The organism is Burkholderia sp. AU17457 (genome assembly GCF_002223255.1).
In the GTDB taxonomy this organism is placed as follows: Bacteria; Pseudomonadota; Gammaproteobacteria; order Burkholderiales; family Burkholderiaceae; genus Burkholderia; species Burkholderia sola.
Genome location: NZ_NKFB01000003.1, coordinates 1,111,343 through 1,126,927 on the forward strand (window position 1 = coordinate 1,111,343; position 15,585 = coordinate 1,126,927).

Below are 15,585 nucleotides of genomic sequence, written 5' to 3' on the forward strand. Positions count from 1 at the left end.
ATGGAATCCACGAAGACCATCACCTTCCGCAAACCGATCACCGTAGGCACCGGCGACGGGGCGAAGACCTACGAATCGGTGACGCTGCGTGAGCCGCTTGCTGGGGATTATGAGGCGGCTGAGAAGAACGCGGGCAAATATGGATTTCTCGTCGCGCTCATCGCGCTGATCTCAGAAGTGCCGATCGACGGCGTCGATCAGATGTTCAGCAGTCAGCTCGACGAGGCCGAAGACTATTTCGCCACATTCGCTGACGGGGTGAGCGATCCCGTGCAACGCAGCGACGACGAAATGACACTGCTGCTCCAGCAGCCGGTGCAGCTGACCGAAGACAAGACGGGCCTGAACGCCGCGTCGCTCGACCTATGCGAACCGACGAACCAACAGCGGCGGAAAGCTCGGGCTGCCGGCGGTCCCTTTGCGGCGTCCGTCGCGCTGATTTCCGAAGTCGCGAAGGTGCCGAAAAAGACCGTGCGCGCGATGTGCGCTCGGGATTTCCTCACAGCGGTGGGCTATTTCAACGGTTTTCAGATCGGGCGGCGGCCGGGCTCGGACGACTGATCGCCGCCGATGCGACGCATATACCCGACGATTGGGAGCAGTGGATCGCCGATGTCGCGTATTTCTGGCGCATCGCTCCGTCCACCGTCTGGGCAATGACCTGGTCCGAAACCGAGTGGCACTTGAAAGAAGCACTGCGTATCCGCAGCGCGACTGGAACACCCAATGGCCAATAAGATTCAGTTCGTCATCACCGCCGTCGATCGGGCTACATCGACCGTGCGGAAGGTCAAAGGGTCGATCGCCAGCACGATATCGCCCGTCACGGATTTGGCGAAATCGCTAGCCTCATTGAGCCGCGAAACGGGGCTGTCGCGACTGACACGTGGTCTTCTCGGCGCCGCTCGAGCGGCAGGCTCGCTTGCTAGCAAGCTTGTCATGCGAGCAACGCCGCTCGGGCTCCTCGGCGGCCTCGGGTCGGTAGCTGGGCTCGCGGCGATCATCACCAGCTGGGGGCGCGCGGGGCAGGAACTCGACCGAACATCTGCGCTACTCGGCGTGAACACGGATGAGCTCCAGCAATACCGCGGCGTAGCGCGGCTTGCTGGCTTGTCCACAGAAAACATGGATGCGTCGCTGCAGCAGCTTGGCGACACGATGCAGGGTGCAGTCAACGGTCGCGCACCGGAAGCGCTGGCCCTCATGAGCGCATGGCGGATCGGGTTGCATAAGACGGCCGACGGAGCCATCGACACATCGCGCGCGCTGCTCGACGTGTCGAAGGCGATACAGTCGAACATGCGCGCCGGCGGCACGATTCAATCCGCCCGGCAGATCGCGCAGGCTTTCGGTGTTGAATCGCTGCTGCCGCTTCTGATGAAGGGGCCTGCCGCGATTCAGGATCTCGTGCGTGAATTCGACCGCCTCCATGCATCGATGGATGGTCAGGCGATCCGCCAGGCGGACGAGTATGCACAGAACATTTCGAAGCTGGAAATCTCGGTTGAGTCTCTGCGCAATTCTCTCGGCAATGCGTTGATCCCGGTCCTGCAGCCTGCTATTCAGTTGATGACTGAGTGGCTCGCAGTGCCAGAAAACAAGGAAAAGCTGATTCAGGGCGTTGCGGGCGCAGTGCGCTGGCTGTCCGAAGAAGTGAAAAGCTTCGATTGGGATAAGGCGAAAAAAGGTGCGAACGAGTTTTTTGACCTTATTTCGCGCTCGTACGAACTGCTGCAGAAGGTGAGTCGTACCACGTCGAGGGTCGGCGATGGATTCGAGCGGTTCGGCAACGCCTTGCGTGGCAACGGGCTCAGCACCAACGCCGAAGTTGCGGCCGGAGTCAACGGTAATACGACTGCTGCAGTTCAGTTCTTCGAGTCGCGAGGTTGGTCGCATGCGCAAGCACTCGGGATCGCAGCGAATCTGCAGGCGGAAAGCAAAGTAGATCCGACTGCGGAGGGGGACAACGGGCAGGCCTACGGGATCGCGCAGTGGCACAAGGATCGGCAGCAGGCATTCCGGAAATGGGCCGGTAACTGGATCGGCAATTCGACGCTCGAACAGCAGCTTGGGTTTGTCGATTATGAACTCCGGCAGGGCGGCGAAAAGCAGGCAGGCGCGGCTCTCGCACGCGCGGGAACACCCGAAGAGGCTGCGAGCGTCGTTTCGCGCCTATACGAACGTCCGCAAGCTGCCGACGCAGAGGCCGCTCGGCGTGCGCAACTGGCATCCAGCCTGAGCGGACTTTACGGGCCGTCTAGCGCGACCGTTGAGCCGGCCAATCAACCAGCTACCGACAACACCCAGGCGTCGCTGAGCCAGGGCGAATCGATAGTAAAAGTGGATATCCATCTGAAAGGTGCGCCGCGAGGTACGCGTACCTCGGTGAGCTCGTCGCGCAACGTTGATACAAACGTGCGTACGGGCTCGACGATGGATCTGGGAGCAGCAACATGAATATTGGTGGCGGAGCGGGGGCGGTACTTGGGACGGTGTCCGGCATCTCGAATCTCGCCAGCTCACTTGCGGCGCGCCTCGGCGGTTCGATTGGCACCTATTTCGAGCAACTGCGGCCGGCATCGTTTCGCGGCATACAGTTCGTCTCGCTCAGCGCGGACGGAACCTTCGGGCGTCGCAATGCGCTTCATGAGTACGTCAAACGTGACACGCCATGGGTCGAAGACATGGGCCGCGCATCGCGCCGCTTTCAGGTCACGGGGTATCTAGTAGGGGATGACGTCATTCAGAAGCGCGACGTCATGATCAAAATGTGCGAGACGGAGGACCCCGGCGAGCTCGTGCATCCGACGTATGGTCGCCGCACTGTCAGCCTGATGGAATTCAGGGTGATCGAGCGGTGGGACAAGGCGCGCTATTTCGAGCTGCAGTTCGATTTTGTCGAGAGTGGCGACCGGATTTTCCCGAGCGCCGCTAATGCGACCACCAGTCTTATTGCATCGGCAGTCGATGCGCTCGGTCTTTCGGCCGCTGCTGATTTTGGAGCGCGCGTGCTCAGTAGTCTGTCGTACGGCGCCGCTGTCGTCGGAATGGCGATAAATACCGCGTTGACGTGGTACACGAACGCGAAAAACATCGTTGGCGACGCCCGGAATTTGGTTCGGTTGGTGTTCAATCTGCCTGGTAACTTCGGACGCTTCGCGGGCAGCGCCACGGTGCCGACGTTCAGCAAATATCCAACCTCGCCGGCGCGCTCTTCATCACTGACCGTTGAGGATCTCATCGAGCAGGCGACGCGCGCGCGTACCGCCGTTTCGACCGCCGCCGGCGCACTGTCGATGGCAGCTGCGTCGCTAAGCTCGAGTTCTATACCTACGTTCACTGCGGCAGCACAGGATGTCGCCGCCGCAGTCCTTGCGGCCGCACCTGCGCCAGCGGACGCGATCCGTCTGTTGACATCGTTGGCCAACTTCCAACCCTCGACGATCACGACCTCCTCCGTAATCGGGACAGGCATGGCGACGATGCAGTCGGCGTGTGGCGACCTATTTCGGCGGGCGGCGATTGGCTCGGCCGCGATTGCCGCGTCTCAGTATCAGCCGACGTCAGCTGATGACGCCGCTGCCGTGCGTAATGCCTTGACGGCATTGATTGATAGCGAGATCGAGGTCGCCGGCAATCAGGGAGAAGACCAGACGTATGGCGCCTTGCGATCGCTGCGTGCTGCGGTCGTACAGGACCTGAACAAGCGTGGTGCAGCCCTGGCGTCGATCAGAACATTCAATATGAAGGCTGGTCTGCCTGCGCTCGTGCTGGCTCACCGTTTGTACCGGGACGCCGGCCGCGCCGACGAACTGGTCGCGCAGGTTAATCCTGTCCATCCCGCATTTATGCCTCTCTCCTTCCGGGCACTCTCGTCCTGACGATGGCAGACGATCTGAGTTTGATCATGGACGGCTCGCGCGTGTCCGGCTGGACGAAGATCCGAGTCACGCGAGGCGTCGAGAGGTTGCCAAGCGATTTCGAAATCGAGATGACCGATCTGTATCCCGGAGATCTCACGCAGATCAGTGCGATTCCGGGCCAGAGCTGTCAGCTTGCCATCGGCGACGATGTCGTAATCACTGGCTATGTTGACCGCGTGCGGCCGGGCATAAGCCGTGACCACCATCGCATTGCAGTGGTCGGCCGAGGCAAATGTGAAGACCTCGTCGACTGCAGCGCTGAGTGGGAAGGTGGCCAGATTAGCGGCTCAAATGCGTTGCAGATCGCCCAGAAGCTAGCGTTGCCATATGGCATTTCCGTCACGAGCGATGGAAACAACGGACCTAGCATTCCCCAGTTCAATCTGATGATCGGCGAGACCGCTTTCGATGTCATCGAGCGGATCGCGCGCTATGCCGGCGTCCTCGCATATGACCTGCCAGATGGAAATTTGCGATTAGCTCGCGCTGGCATCGATTCGCACACGTCTGGATTCACCGAAGGGCAGAACGTCGAAGATGCAGATTTTGAATGGGGTGCAGACCTTCGGTACTCCGAGATCGATTGCTATCTGCTCACCATGCAAACGATGGGCGACGCTGGTGTCAACCTAGTTCCCGTGGCCACGGCGAAAGATGCGACGGTCAGCCGCCACAGAAAGCTGTACATCGTCTCAGAGCAGGTCCAGGCCGGCCGCAACATCGCCCAGGAACGGGCAAATTGGGAGGCAGCGCGCCGTGCCGGGCGATCTCAGGCGATTCGCATCGTGACCGACAGTTGGCGCGACGGGGATGGCATGTTGTGGACCCCAAACGTACTGGTACCCGTGACGCTGCCGTCTCTGAAAATTCCAGAAGAAACGTTCCTGCTGATTTCCGAAGTGACTTATACCCTTGACGAACACGGCACTCACGCGGAGCTGCTGTTGATGCCGCCCGATGCATTCAAGCCGGAGCCTACAATCCTGCAGCCACTTTCTCCGGACGTCGTGCTCGGCGCTCCGAACGCACCATGAGAGGCTATATCGACCGAACGGCGCGCCGCGTAATGAGCGCTCTTGCACGCGGTCTGGTGAAGGTGGTCAACGATAGCGGCGGAATTCAGTTCATGCAGGTGAAGTTCAACCCGCTGCAGACGAACGACAATTTGCCGCGCTGCGCTGAGTATGGATTCACATCGAATCCGCCCGAAGACTCGGATGCCGTAGTCGCGTTCGCCGGCGGCGATCGCTCAAACGGGGTTGTGATCGCGACCGGCAATGCGAAATACCGCCTGACTCAGCTTGCGACCGGTGAAGTAGCGATCCACGACAACATCGGGCAGTCCGTGTATCTCACGGCGGCTGGGATCGTGATAAATGGCGGAGGAAATCCGCTGACTATCACCAATACGCAAAAGATTCGCGCTGAAACAGCGTTGCTCGAGTGCACAGGTGACATAGTCGACAATTGCGATACAACGGGACGCAGCATGGCCGCTGACCGGATCATCTTCGACGGCCATACCCACGACATTAAGGAAGTGCAGGGCGGCGGCAGCACTATCACCTCCGAAGTGCCGACGCAACAGGAGTAACCGATGCCGGATATTTCTCTCATCTGGGACGTCGACAACAGCCGCGGCGATTGGCAGCTTGTCGGGCCCGTTCTTGCGATGGGAAACGATCTCGCGAGCGCGGTGCTGATCAGTCTGTTCACGGATCGCACAGCGAATCCCGACGACGTAATTCCGGATGGTACCGATGACGCACGCGGATGGTGGGGCGATCTTGGTGAGGACCGCCCGATTGGTTCGCGGTTGTGGTTGCTGTCACGTGCGAAACAGACGCAGGAGACGCTGAACAACGCAGTCGACTATGCGAAAGAGTCGCTCGAGTGGTTCATCGACGACGGCGTGGCGGCACGTATCGACGTATTTGCGCAATGGGTTCGCACATCATTTCTTGGCCTGCAGGTCATTTTCTACAATCAAGACGGCACCATGAAAGCTGCCCTTAGCTACGCATGGGCCTGGAACCAGATCGCCTGACATGCCATACGCACGAAAAACACTCGCTCAGCTCCGCGCCGATGCGATGGCCGACATCGCGGCCGCGCTGGAAGGATCTGACCCATTACTGCGTAATGCGGCGCTGAAGATCATCGGCGTTGTGCTCGCTGGTATGACCAACGAGGAATACGGATACCTCGATTGGATCGCAAAACAGACTAACCCTTTCACGGCAGAAGATGAATATCTCGAGGCGTGGGGTGCACTGAAGAAGGTATTTCGCAAGGATGCCAGCGCAGCTAGTGTGTCGGTGGCTTTCACAGGTATTGCCGGAAGGCAACTCGATGCTGATGTGCCCGTAGTTCGCGGTGATGGCGTTACCTATACGACCGTAGCGACTGGGGTTGTGGTTGGGACGACCGTCTCAGTAGCCATCGTTGCCGACGTCGCGGGCGCGGCTGGGAACGCTGATGCAGGAACAGTCGTATCTCTCGGCGTCGCCGTCGATGGAATTCAATCGAGTGGCGTTGTCCTTGGCACGGTGTCGTCCGGTGCCGATATCGAAGATCAGGAAGAGTATCGAGCTCGCGTTCTATACGCTTATCAGAACCCTGCACAAGGTGGTGATCGGGCTGATTACGTGAGCTGGGCACTGGGCGTGGCCGGCGTTACGAGAGCATGGTGTGCGCCGAATGCATTCGGCGCCGGAACGGTTGTCGTCTATATCATGATGGACGATGCACAAGCAGCGCACGGAGGATTTCCGCAGGGCACAAACGGCGTGTCCCAATTTGATCAGGGGCCGGGTGGCCTCCCACGAGATAATCCGGCGACAGGTGATCAGTTGGTCGTTGCTGACGCTTTGGTGAGTCTCGAGCCGGTGACGGCGCTTGTGTATATATGCGCGCCGATCAGCAATATTTTGTCATTCCAGATAAGCGGCCTGAGTACCGCATCGACCGCTACTCGTAATGCAATTGCATCGGAGATCAGAAACGTCCTATTCCGCAGCGGTGATCCGCGCGGTGGGACCGTCAACAGATCGGACCTCAACTCCGCGATTGGTGCCATTCCGGCGACAGCAGGATTCGTCATCGAAGCAATTACCGGCGTTGTCGATGGCGTGACCACGTCGTATCCCGACAACATAACCGGTAGCTTCGGCTCGCTGCCAGTACTTGGAACGGTCGATTACATTTGAACGCTTATGTACGCTCCCGATTTGACCGCTGCCGACTATCTTGCTGCCTTGCAGGCATTGATGCCTCGCGGCCGTGTTTGGCCTCGCGATCAAGATGCTATCCAGACGAAAACTCTGGCAGGATGTGCTCCGAGTTTCGCAAGGCACGCTGCTCGCTCTAAAAACCTGATTACTGATGGTTTCCCGGAATCAGCCTATGAACTGCTTCCGGAATGGGAGTCAGCGCTGGGACTGCCTGATCCGTGCGCTGGGGCAGCGCCAACCGTTCAGCAACGTCGGGCGCAAGTAATCGCGCGATTGACTGCCACCGGCGGCCAATCCATTGACTATTTCGTTGAGTTTGCGAGAAACCTCGGATATAGCATCTCGATCGAGAATAATGCGGCGGCTAGAGCTGGTTGGTCGCGATGTGGCGATCCCTGCAATTCAGAATCATGGGCCCATGCGTGGTCGATCATCGCGCCTACGAATACGATCACCAGAGCGCGCGCCGGGCAATCGGCAGCGGGTGAACCACTGGCGACATGGGGGAATGACGTTCTCGAATGCGAACTCAATGCGTTGAGTCCGGCGCACACCATCCTCAAGTTCTCGTATCAGACGGAGATATTCGATAACTCCGTCGTGACGCATGATGATCGACCCGTTGTGCTCGGCGACGGATCTTCTGTGGTAGTGGGATATTAAACCTGAGGTAAATCATGTATCAGATTGACGCTCCCGGAGCAGCGACTTCTTTGCCGACACCGAAGCCGGCTGGTACTCCCGGCTATTTCACCGGAGGCAATCCGGCTACGGGGACGCCGGCGACGATCCTGGATGAGGATTGGTTCAATGCAGTCATGATTGAACTGATCAACGTCGTCGAGGCCGCTGGTCTCTCGCTCGAGAAAACTGACAATACGCAGTTGCTCCAGGCCCTGCAGAAGCTCAGCCTGCCTCAGGCAGGTGTTTCATGCTTCTCGGTCAAACAGCTGACTGCCCAGGCATTCAGTGCTGGGGTGCCGTCGACCGTGAACTTTCAGGCCAAGCAGTTCGACGACCTGAACGAATTCAGCCTGGTAAGCGGGTTATTCGTCGCGACAAATCCCGGCTTCTACAACTTCAACGCATCGATTCACGGAACCTCCAACAGCACGGCGAACAGGATCCTTGACCTGTACGTGAACAACCTGCCACGTGTTCGAATGCAGGAAGCTGATGGTTCTGTTCTGAGCTCGTCGCTCGCGGGATCTTCGGGCCCCGTGCAGCTTGCAGCTGGTGATAACGTACGCGTCGTCTATTCGACATCAGTTGCGGACACACTCGATACTGGTGCCCCACTCACATACTTTTCCGGCGTGCGGGTCAAGTAGCAGCATTCGTTGATTACTTGCATGGAGCCACTCTCTCGGGTGGCTTTTTTGTTTCTGGCGCCAAGCGCCATCGATTTGGATATGACCTCCCATGACGACTGGTGTTGGTAAACAGCTCAAAGATTTCGACCCAGCGGCAGGCGCATCGGATTCGGACATCTTCTACTCGGCGCAGGCTGGCCTCGAGAAGAAGATGACTGCTGCGCAGCTGGCGGTTTACATGCAGGGCAAGGTCATCCAGAACAAGAATGTCGAGACGTTCATTTCGGGTGATGGCGTGACGCCCGGCACGTTTCTTCCTGGCGGAGCGTCGATCACTCTGGCGAATGGCTATGGGTCGATCAACAACATTGATGTCTTCGCCGACGCAGCGCCGCAGCTCGACTGCACGCTGACCGGGAATGTGCTCAGCTTTCCGAATGGAGGTATCCCGAACGTTTCGAAGATCACCATCAAGGGCGCGCTGACCGTGCCGGTGGGTGCTATCGGCACCGGCGCGGTGGGTGATGCGCAGCTGGCGAACGGATCTCGAATTTTCTATATCAACAAGAATACGCAACTTACACCCGATTATTACGAATGCGTTGCTGATTGGAACGGTGTGACAGGGAGCGATAATACGCTGAATTTTCAGCGGCTCGTCAACGACATTGCTGCGATCGGAGGCGGAGAGATCGACCTCGGGGCCGGCGGGTTTTTCGCGCTGAAGAATCTTGTCATCCCGGATGGTGTCCGGATCTACGGCCGCGGCCGCTATAGATCGGGGCTGGTGACTCTCAATGTCGCTGGTACGGGGACTCTGAACGGCGGCGTATTTCAGGTTGGAAACTCGTCGAAGCTCAGCGAAATGACGATCAGCTCGGCGACACCGATGACCGGTGGGGCGCTCGTCCTTCTGATGGGCAACCTCGCTGAAATCAGTGACTTCCAGATGACGAACTATTACACAGGTATCGTCGCCGGCACGCCATCGCTTGAAGTCGTCGGGGCTAAGGTGGCCGACGGCAACATGTTCAATCCGTCGTTGACGCTCGGGGGATGCGCGATCATCGCAGCGAACTTCGGGAACATGCTCATCGATAGCGTCATCGGTGCCGGCCCTGCGTCAGGTATTCAGCCGTTCGGCGGGCTGCGAGTCATCAACGGCGACACCCTGTTTTCCTCGCGGGTGAACTTCACCAAGCACGGTGCAGCACTCCTGATGGACCCCGCTGCCGGACAGAATATCTATTCTGCGGTTTTTTCAGACAGTGATTTCGACAGTGCTTATGGACAAGCGTCCGGGCAAATTGCCCCAGTCGGCGGGGGTGTCTGGGGCGCAAAATTCTCGGATTGCTGGTTTGGCCTGGGCAATCAGGACGGCCTTCTGATTACGGATTCAGGAGGCGGTACGGTGGACGGTGTCGGTCTTTCGAACTGCGAGTTTCCGAGCAACGGCGCATGTGGGCTCGATGTATCTGGTCCGAATGTGATGAACGTCATCGTGACCGGCGGTTGGGCTGCGGGGAATGCGCTGGACGGCTATCGGTTCACAAATGGAACGACGAAATTCCGGCTTGTCGGGGCTTGTGGTGGGCCGTGCTCTGGGCGTGGCCCAAATGGCGGATATGGGGCTCGCGTAATCGGTGGGCCGAGTAACCGTTACATAATCGAAAGCAATGATCTGACCGGCAACACAACCGGAGCGTTGCTCGACGGCGGAACGGGCAGTAGCAAGATCGTCGGAAACAACCTACTTTCGTAACCCCAAAAATGAAACGACTCCTCATCGCACTTATTGCCGGGGCAATTTCGGTTGCCTCCACCGCCGCAACGTACGTTCCGGTCCAGTTGCTAAATCCGCTCGGGTCAACGAGCGGTCAAGCGATCGTATCGACAGGGGCGTCGTCGTCGCCGGCGTGGTCCTCGATCGTCGATTCGGTTGTGGCCGGCGCCGGGGTCGCAGTCAGCGGCACCACCGGCAACGTCACCATATCGGTTGCGACTAATGGTGTCGCACTTAGCCAGATCGCTCAGCAGGCCGCGAACTCCGTGCTCGCAAATGCGACGAGCTCGACGGGCAACGTGACCGCATTCACGATGCCGAGCTGCAGCAGCTCGGCAAACGCGCTGCAATGGGGGAGCGGGAGCGGATTTGCGTGCAACTCGAGCATCAATGCGGCGAGCCTCGGTGGCACCGCGGCCGCATCCTATGCTCTGCTCGCCTCGCCGTCGCTCACCGGCACGCCGACGGCGCCGACCGCGACCACCGGCACGAACACGACGCAGCTCGCGACGACGGCGTTCGTCAACAGCTCGATCACGGCAGCAACCGGACGACTGCTGAATGTGCAGGTTTTCAGCACGCCGGGCAGCTACACCTACACGCAGACCACTGGCACGACGAGGGTCTTGGTGCGTGTGCAGGGCGCTGGCGGGGGTGGGGGCGGCTGTTCCCCGACAAGCTCGTCGCAGGCATCCGTCGGCGGCCCTGGTGCCGCTGGCGGGTATTCCGAAAGCTATATCACCAGCGGATACAGCGGCGTCACCGTGACGGTAGGGGCAGCTGGTACCGCAGGCGCAGTATCGAGCAATGGCGGTAACGGGGGGAGCTCTTCGTTTGGCTCGCTTGTCACTGCGAATGGCGGGTCGGGCGGCGCAGCTGGTGCCGCGAGCAGCGTCCCGTACTCGGTCGCAGGTTCCGCGGGCGGAAGCGCGTCTGGCGGGAGCGTTCTGAATGTCGCAGGAGCGGGAAGCTCTCCCACGGCGGTTGCATCGACGGCTATTGTGTCGTCACTTCCGGGCACGTATAGCGTCCTCGGAGGGGGCGCGACAGCGCGCGTCACCACTACTACCGTTACGGGAACGGCTGCAACCGGCTATGGCGCGGGCGGGAGTGGGTGTGCAAACGCTGCAAGTCAAGCTTCGGGCAATACCGGCGGCGCGGGCAGCGGCGGAATCGTCGCGGTCTATGAGCTGAATTGAGAATTCAGCATCCACTCGTTGGGGCAAATGGTAATATCGCGCTTCCGAAAAGCTATTTTGGAGGCGGTTCTTGAAAGCCGAGTTTCCCTGTCCAGTTTGTGACTCAGCGTATACGCTGCACGTCCAGGACGTCATCGGGCGCCGCACCAGAAAAGCTTACCCTCAATGGTTCTGCATGGATTGCCTGAGCTTCTTCCACAGGACGGGATATGTGGAGGGCCCGGAGCAGCAGTTGAAAGACTTCGAATTCCTGTTTGCGGATAGGGAAAATCACTACGCGCTGCAGAGCCAGTTGGTGCTAGAGCTTACAACTCTCGTGCCGGGTGTGCGGACGGTTCTGGAGATCGGCCATGGGGCTGGATTTTTCCTCAAGGCGTGCACCGACTACGGATTGACGGCTACAGGCTTCGAAGTGAATCCGCACTGCCATCGGTTCGCCATCGAGCACCTCAAGGTAGATAGCCGCCTCGGAATGTTTGACGAGAGTCACGATCAGCGGTATGACCTGATCGCAGCGATTCAGGTATTCGAGCACCTCGAAAACCCGCGCGATCTTTTCTCGCTGATGCGGCGGCATCTTAATCGAGACGGAGCAATCTACATCAGTGTTCCATTTGTTGAACGGAATCAGTGGAAATTCCTCTGGAACGCCGATCGGCTTGACGATAAGCACCCCGCTGATGTGTTCTCGCATAATGACGTCCATATCACGAACTTCAGCGTGGAGGGAATGAAGCACATGGGGATGAGTCTAGGCGCGCGAAGTGCCGAGTACTTCATTTCGAAGGATGTTTATAGGAATTCTCCAGGTTCCTATCACGGAGTACTGTTCAGGTTCTAGAAGTATTGAATCAGCGAGAAACCGCCGTCAGGCGGTTTTTTTTCGCCTATAAGCCGAGCCGCCTACGGGCGGTTTTTCATTTCCGGGGGATGAATGTCGGACAACGCATCGGGGAACGCGCGCGTCGAAGAGCGGTTCCGAGCAGGAGAGAAGCGCTTTTCAAGGCTCGAGCGGCGCATCGACGCCAGCGACGAAGCCGTGAAGGAGCACCTTCAACAGCAGGACGAGAAGATCGATACCCTCGTCGCCGAAATGGCAGACCTTAGAGCGGACACAAAATCGATTCAGGCGAATACGCAATCCATGGTGGACACATGGGAGGGCGGTGCGCGCGCTGTGCGCGCGTTGTGCCGCCTCGCTGATGCGTGGCGCTTTCTCGTTCGGCACGTCGCCGGTCCGACGATTGCGGGAATCACGATCGGCGTGATCGTCTATCGCTACATACGACACGAACCCATTCCCGATTGGGCGAACGCGGTCGTGAAGCTTCTTCTGGGATGAGCATGACACCACAAACCCTTGCAGCTGCGCTACAGATCCCGGTCGCGCGCGCGACGCAATGGGCAGACCCTCTGTCCGCCGCGATGGCGCTATATGCGATCGACTCGCCTGCCCGCCAGGCCGCGTTTCTCGCGCAGTGCGGACACGAATCGGGCCGCTTCCAGTGGCTGAGAGAGATCTGGGGGCCGACGCCGACGCAGCTCACCTATGAGCCGCCATCCGCAAAAGCGACGGCGCTGGGAAATACGCAGCCCGGTGATGGATTCAAGTTTCGCGCTGGCGGCCTGATTGGCATCACCGGTCGCTACAACTTCCGCGTGATGGGTCAGAAGATCGGCATCGACCTTGAGGACAACCCGGACCAGATTTCGCAGCCCAGCATCGCCGCCGAAGTTTCGGCGCAATTCTGGACCGACAACGCGTTGAATGCTTTCGCCGATGCCGGCGACCTCCTCTCGATCAGCCGTGCGATCAACATCGGCAACCCCCGATCGAAGGGCACGCCGAATGGCATGGCCGACCGCCTGGCGCTCTGGGATTCCTGCAGGGCTGCGCTCGGCCTCGCAATTTAACCCGCCGCACCCCGCGGCATTTCAGGAGAAAACCCACATGAACCCGTGGATGAAGTTCATCGCAGCTGTCCTGCTGTTCAGCGCCTGGCTCGCGCTGGTCCTGCTGCATTACGTGCCGCCCCAGTCGTTTGTCGATGCGGTCGGTTACACGCTGGCCGGCCTCGGTGTCTATCACGCAACGGCCGGTTCGGCCGGGCCGAATGTGACCGCACTGACGGGAACGGCCGTACTCGGTGCAGCCGAACTGGACAAGCCTGCATCGCCGCCGGCGGCGGTCTCCGTTTCCGGGACCGTATCGGCGGTGCCGGCACCGCCGATGCCGCAGGCGGCCCCGGCGCCGACGATCCAGTGATCCGCGCTGCGATCGCGGTATCCGCGTGTCTCGCGCTCGCTGGCTGCGATTCGCTCCGATATGCCGGCATCGCTCGATACGAGGTATCGCCGCTCGTCGACGCGACTGGCGCGCCGGCCGGCTGCTGCGTGCTGCGTGTCTGGAACGGTAAGCAGATGGCGACCGTCGAGGCGACGTTTGTGCATCAGTCCGACAACAGCTATTCCATCTCGCTCCGCGAAACCGACGTCGAAGCATTCGCAGGGCAAGCAACCGCCGCGTCCGCGGCATCCGATGTCGTCGGCGCGGCCACGGCCGCCGCAGTGACGGCGCTCAAGACCCTCAAGTAAGGAAATCCCATGAAGCGTTTTTCGATGCTGCTCGCGGCAGGCATTGTCGCGTCCGTTTCCATCCTCGTCGGCTGCAGCTCGGCGCCCGCGCTCACGTTCCAACAGCAGGTGGCGATTGCTTGCGGCGCGGCGAATGGCGAGATCGCCATTCTGAAGGCCGACGGCGTGTTCACCGGCGGCGCGGCCACCATGTTGGACGACACTGTGCAGCCGGCCATCGCCAAGGTGTGCGCGGTCGGCGCGACCATCACCACGCCGGACCTGCAGACGATCGTCAACGCTACGTTGCCCGCGCTTAAGGCGCTGGTCGACGCGTCGTCGCTGCCGAACAAGGCAGCGGCCGATGCCGCGATCGATACGGCGGTCCTTGCGTTCAATGTGGCGATCTCGATGAACCAGGCAGTCGCAGCGCCGCCGGCGGCCGCGTCCACTCCGCTCGCGGGGAGCGCACTGTGAAACCTATCCGCGTCGCGCTGAGCGGCAGCGGCTTTCGGCTGGGAGCCCATCTCGGCGCCCTGCAGGCGATCGAGGAGGCCGGTTACACGATCGTGGAGCTCGCGGGGACGTCTGGCGGCTCCATTGTCGCCAGTCTGTATGCGAGCGGCCTGCCGCTCGACGTGATGCGGCAGATGCTGATGGAGGTCGACTGGTCGCGGATGATGAGCTTTTCGCTGTGGACGCTGATCCGTCGCCAGGCTCTGTGCAGCGGGGAAGCCCTGCGCGGGTATCTGACCAGAGTCACCAGCGGCAAAACGTTCGCGGAACTCGAAATCGACCTGAAAGTAATCGCGACGGATCTTCTCAGCGAACGCGAGTTCCAGTTCTCTCGCGCGTCGACGCCCGACGTACCGATCGCGATGGCGGCGTGCGCGAGCGCGTCAATCCCGATTGTGTTCGCTCCGGTCGCGGTGGCAGGCGGCTTGTTCGTGGACGGCGGCATGTGCGACAACATGCCGGTGAGCGATCTGACGGTGGACGAGGTGCCGCGGGTCGGGATCTTTCTTGAGTCCGACGATTCGCCGCTGCTGCCTGGCCGGTATGGGTTCACAACCCTGGCACCACGGATGATCGACGTGATGCTCGCCTCGAACGAGGCCGCGCATTTTGCTTTCGATCAGCTTATGGGAGCGACATTCGTGCGCGTGCAGACCGGCTATGCCAGTTCGTTCGACCGCCGCATGCCAGTCGCGACGCGCCAGCGCCTGTATGACGACGGCTATGCCGCGACGAAGCTAGCCCTCGGCGAACCGAGCTTCGTCCTGGAGAATCAGGCGTAGCTGGTGAAGGGCCACAAGGTGGCCCCCCACATCCTCGTTCCACACCGACTGCACCGTTTTCCGGAGATCCTCGGCTTCATAGAACCGTTTCCTGCATCGTGCAATTTCGAGGATCAGGCGCCGTACCTCGTGGCCGGCCGGGTAGCGGCGCCACATTTCGCGCAGCTCGCGGTTGGATGGGGATTGAAAGATGGGAAGAGGTTGCCGAAGCATGACGAGGCTACATTTCGCTGTATGGATGTACAGTGTATCGCGTCATTGC

18 protein-coding genes are annotated in these 15,585 nt (G+C 60.0%); all 18 read left to right on the forward strand.

Annotated features, from left to right (window positions below):
* The 18 genes from CFB49_RS07745 to CFB49_RS07825 all read left to right on the forward strand — a co-directional run bounded on the left by CFB49_RS07745 (position 1) and on the right by CFB49_RS07825 (position 15,323).
* Positions 1–561 carry a phage tail assembly protein gene (locus CFB49_RS07745; RefSeq protein ID WP_089491061.1) on the forward strand — a complete coding sequence of 187 codons (561 nt, stop codon included), beginning with the start codon at positions 1–3 and terminating at the stop codon, positions 559–561.
* Positions 562–726: 165 nt separating this feature from the next.
* A complete protein-coding gene (locus tag CFB49_RS07750) occupies positions 727–2,457 on the forward strand; it encodes a phage tail tip lysozyme (RefSeq protein ID WP_089491062.1) in 1,731 nt (576 codons plus the stop codon).
* Positions 2,454–3,881, forward strand: coding sequence for a DNA circularization protein (locus CFB49_RS07755; RefSeq protein WP_089491063.1), 1,428 nt, complete (start codon positions 2,454–2,456; stop codon positions 3,879–3,881). The genes CFB49_RS07750 and CFB49_RS07755 overlap by 4 nt, the downstream gene beginning before the upstream one ends.
* 2 nt (positions 3,882–3,883) lie before the next feature.
* Positions 3,884–4,957: a phage baseplate assembly protein gene (locus CFB49_RS07760; RefSeq protein WP_089491064.1), complete on the forward strand. Its 1,074-nt coding sequence runs from the start codon at positions 3,884–3,886 to the stop codon at positions 4,955–4,957.
* A complete protein-coding gene (locus CFB49_RS07765) occupies positions 4,954–5,517 on the forward strand; it encodes a phage baseplate assembly protein V (RefSeq protein WP_249190324.1) in 564 nt (187 codons plus the stop codon). The genes CFB49_RS07760 and CFB49_RS07765 overlap by 4 nt, the downstream gene beginning before the upstream one ends.
* Positions 5,518–5,520: 3 nt before the next feature.
* A complete protein-coding gene (locus CFB49_RS07770) occupies positions 5,521–5,970 on the forward strand; it encodes a phage GP46 family protein (RefSeq protein WP_089491066.1) in 450 nt (149 codons plus the stop codon).
* Position 5,971: 1 nt separating this feature from the next.
* A complete protein-coding gene (locus CFB49_RS07775) occupies positions 5,972–7,132 on the forward strand; it encodes a baseplate J/gp47 family protein (protein WP_089491067.1) in 1,161 nt (386 codons plus the stop codon).
* Between the two features lie 6 nt (positions 7,133–7,138).
* Positions 7,139–7,819: a YmfQ family protein gene (locus tag CFB49_RS07780; protein WP_089491068.1), complete on the forward strand. Its 681-nt coding sequence runs from the start codon at positions 7,139–7,141 to the stop codon at positions 7,817–7,819.
* 14 nt (positions 7,820–7,833) lie between these two features.
* Positions 7,834–8,487 (forward strand): C1q-like domain-containing protein, encoded by a 654-nt coding sequence (locus CFB49_RS07785; RefSeq protein WP_143329258.1) that lies wholly within the window; start codon positions 7,834–7,836, stop codon positions 8,485–8,487.
* A gap of 91 nt (positions 8,488–8,578) precedes the next feature.
* A complete protein-coding gene (locus CFB49_RS07790; protein WP_089491070.1) occupies positions 8,579–10,231 on the forward strand; it encodes a hypothetical protein in 1,653 nt (550 codons plus the stop codon).
* An 8-nt stretch (positions 10,232–10,239) separates the two neighbouring features.
* A complete protein-coding gene (locus tag CFB49_RS35545) occupies positions 10,240–11,451 on the forward strand; it encodes a glycine-rich domain-containing protein (RefSeq protein ID WP_143329259.1) in 1,212 nt (403 codons plus the stop codon).
* A gap of 70 nt (positions 11,452–11,521) precedes the next feature.
* Positions 11,522–12,292 (forward strand): class I SAM-dependent methyltransferase, encoded by a 771-nt coding sequence (locus tag CFB49_RS07795; RefSeq protein ID WP_143329260.1) that lies wholly within the window; start codon positions 11,522–11,524, stop codon positions 12,290–12,292.
* A gap of 93 nt (positions 12,293–12,385) precedes the next feature.
* Complete coding sequence (locus CFB49_RS07800; protein ID WP_089491072.1) at positions 12,386–12,793, forward strand: hypothetical protein; 408 nt, start codon at positions 12,386–12,388, stop codon at positions 12,791–12,793.
* Positions 12,790–13,365 carry a glycoside hydrolase family 19 protein gene (locus CFB49_RS07805; protein WP_256979901.1) on the forward strand — a complete coding sequence of 192 codons (576 nt, stop codon included), beginning with the start codon at positions 12,790–12,792 and terminating at the stop codon, positions 13,363–13,365. The genes CFB49_RS07800 and CFB49_RS07805 overlap by 4 nt, the downstream gene beginning before the upstream one ends.
* A gap of 37 nt (positions 13,366–13,402) precedes the next feature.
* Positions 13,403–13,717, forward strand: coding sequence for a hypothetical protein (locus CFB49_RS07810; RefSeq protein WP_089491074.1), 315 nt, complete (start codon positions 13,403–13,405; stop codon positions 13,715–13,717).
* Positions 13,714–14,046, forward strand: a complete 333-nt coding sequence (locus CFB49_RS07815; RefSeq protein WP_089491075.1) for a hypothetical protein — start codon at positions 13,714–13,716, stop codon at positions 14,044–14,046. Before CFB49_RS07810 ends, CFB49_RS07815 begins: the two co-directional genes overlap by 4 nt.
* 9 nt (positions 14,047–14,055) lie before the next feature.
* A complete protein-coding gene (locus tag CFB49_RS07820) occupies positions 14,056–14,502 on the forward strand; it encodes a hypothetical protein (RefSeq protein WP_089491076.1) in 447 nt (148 codons plus the stop codon).
* Positions 14,499–15,323 (forward strand): patatin-like phospholipase family protein, encoded by an 825-nt coding sequence (locus tag CFB49_RS07825; protein ID WP_089491077.1) that lies wholly within the window; start codon positions 14,499–14,501, stop codon positions 15,321–15,323. Before CFB49_RS07820 ends, CFB49_RS07825 begins: the two co-directional genes overlap by 4 nt.
* Positions 15,324–15,585: the final 262 nt, after the last annotated feature.

Coding starts and splice junctions, on each gene's coding strand:
- CFB49_RS07745 (WP_089491061.1), top strand. CDS start 1: ATGGAATCCACGAAGACCATCACCTTCCGCAAACCGATCACCGTAGGC.
- CFB49_RS07750 (WP_089491062.1), top strand. CDS start 727: ATGGCCAATAAGATTCAGTTCGTCATCACCGCCGTCGATCGGGCTACA.
- CFB49_RS07755 (WP_089491063.1), top strand. CDS start 2,454: ATGAATATTGGTGGCGGAGCGGGGGCGGTACTTGGGACGGTGTCCGGC.
- CFB49_RS07760 (WP_089491064.1), top strand. CDS start 3,884: ATGGCAGACGATCTGAGTTTGATCATGGACGGCTCGCGCGTGTCCGGC.
- CFB49_RS07765 (WP_249190324.1), top strand. CDS start 4,954: ATGAGAGGCTATATCGACCGAACGGCGCGCCGCGTAATGAGCGCTCTT.
- CFB49_RS07770 (WP_089491066.1), top strand. CDS start 5,521: ATGCCGGATATTTCTCTCATCTGGGACGTCGACAACAGCCGCGGCGAT.
- CFB49_RS07775 (WP_089491067.1), top strand. CDS start 5,972: ATGCCATACGCACGAAAAACACTCGCTCAGCTCCGCGCCGATGCGATG.
- CFB49_RS07780 (WP_089491068.1), top strand. CDS start 7,139: ATGTACGCTCCCGATTTGACCGCTGCCGACTATCTTGCTGCCTTGCAG.
- CFB49_RS07785 (WP_143329258.1), top strand. CDS start 7,834: ATGTATCAGATTGACGCTCCCGGAGCAGCGACTTCTTTGCCGACACCG.
- CFB49_RS07790 (WP_089491070.1), top strand. CDS start 8,579: ATGACGACTGGTGTTGGTAAACAGCTCAAAGATTTCGACCCAGCGGCA.
- CFB49_RS35545 (WP_143329259.1), top strand. CDS start 10,240: ATGAAACGACTCCTCATCGCACTTATTGCCGGGGCAATTTCGGTTGCC.
- CFB49_RS07800 (WP_089491072.1), top strand. CDS start 12,386: ATGTCGGACAACGCATCGGGGAACGCGCGCGTCGAAGAGCGGTTCCGA.
- CFB49_RS07805 (WP_256979901.1), top strand. CDS start 12,790: ATGAGCATGACACCACAAACCCTTGCAGCTGCGCTACAGATCCCGGTC.
- CFB49_RS07810 (WP_089491074.1), top strand. CDS start 13,403: ATGAACCCGTGGATGAAGTTCATCGCAGCTGTCCTGCTGTTCAGCGCC.
- CFB49_RS07820 (WP_089491076.1), top strand. CDS start 14,056: ATGAAGCGTTTTTCGATGCTGCTCGCGGCAGGCATTGTCGCGTCCGTT.